Raw genomic sequence first — 1,262 nt, forward strand, 5'->3', positions numbered from 1 at the left:
GCTGATTAACCATTTGCCTCCGTTTTCATGAGTAACAGCAGCCAGTTGTTTGATAGTCGCCGGTGATGCTTGACCGACAAAGTTAACGATAAACACAGTGTTCATGATGTCCCCTCCTGGAATAAGGTTTGGACGCAGTGCGGTGGAACGCATCGCTTAAGTTATTGGAATAAGTCCTTTTCTTCAGTGTAGGTCCTAGGAAGGGGTTATGTTTGATAGAAGTCAATTTTTCACACTAATTCGCGAAGCAAATAATCAAAACAGTGCACTAGATACAAAAAGAGCAGCCGTTTGGCTGCTCTTCATTAATGTCGTTCAATATGGTTGGCTTAGAACGTTACTTTCAGCTCTACGCCGTAAAACTGACTGTCGTAGCTTGCACCTGCGTCCATGGCAAACTTCGCAACATCTTGATTGCCGAACCAAGGTGAGGAGTTGAATTTCAATTCAGCGCTGCCGCCCCATGCGTCAGTCACCCAGTGGTGGATATGACCAACAGGGTTTAGGAAGAAGAGAGAAACGTCGCCTGCAGTTTCTGAACCTAACACTTCGCCGCCATTTGCTACGATGTCTTGCTCTGCTGTTAGCATCATTTCACCCACGACCGCACCAAAGAATGGCGTGATAAAGATGTCCTGCCAAGAAGGGACTTCTGCAAACGCTTCAACACCGTATTCCCAGAAGAAAGTAGACATGGTGGCAGAGTACAAGAATGATTCAAATTCGTTGTAACCTGCATGTCTTGCCGCTGTGTAGTAAACACCGCCAAAGTATGGGTGCATGATGTAGTTTAGGAAGTGTTCGTCACGGTCCCATACCGGGCCATCAGAAACGTTATCTTTCCATTTGCTACCCAGCTTACTCATGTCGCGGTCTTCTTCGTCCCACTTCGTAATGCTTTCAGGAAGAAACGTCATCAAACCAACAGTAGCCACACTCAGGCCAAGAATGGTGTACGTCTGGCCCATTAGGTAATCCCAGTCCTTATCTTGAGGAACGATAAGGTGTCTAGGCTGATGGCCTGCGTCAAGATTTAAAGAATCATCGTTATTCTGTTCAAAAGCAAGACTGCGATTTTGAGATTCGAAGGTGTACAGATTGGTTGTTTCGCAGTAACCTGACATACAATCAGGCGTGTAAGAAAACTCTGAGTGGCGGCTCATATCGTACTGGCTCGCGTTAGCAACGGCCGACGTCGTCAGTAAGAGTCCTGCGAGAGTCTTCTTGAACATGGATGATTTTGACACAAAGGTCTCCGAGTT

2 protein-coding genes are annotated in these 1,262 nt (G+C 46.4%); both read right to left on the reverse strand.

Annotated elements, in window-relative coordinates; genetic code table 11:
• Positions 1 to 105 (reverse strand): ACT domain-containing protein (locus R7E42_RS24500; protein ID WP_318073163.1); only part of this gene is annotated, 105 nt, incomplete at its 3' end.
• Positions 106 to 329: 224 nt separating this feature from the next.
• Positions 330 to 1,232 carry a DUF3943 domain-containing protein gene (locus tag R7E42_RS24505; protein WP_318073164.1) on the reverse strand — a complete coding sequence of 301 codons (903 nt, stop codon included), beginning with the start codon at positions 1,230 to 1,232 and terminating at the stop codon, positions 330 to 332.
• Between the last annotated feature and the right edge of the window lie 30 nt (positions 1,233 to 1,262).

It is taken from the genome of Vibrio sp. Vb1337 (assembly GCF_033338715.1).
In the GTDB taxonomy this organism is placed as follows: Bacteria; Pseudomonadota; Gammaproteobacteria; order Enterobacterales; family Vibrionaceae; genus Vibrio; species Vibrio alginolyticus.

What these genes read in the sequence shown, in the direction of transcription:
- R7E42_RS24505 (WP_318073164.1), bottom strand. Translation starts at nt 1,232, where the DNA reads ATGTTCAAGAAGACTCTCGCAGGACTCTTACTGACGACGTCGGCCGTT.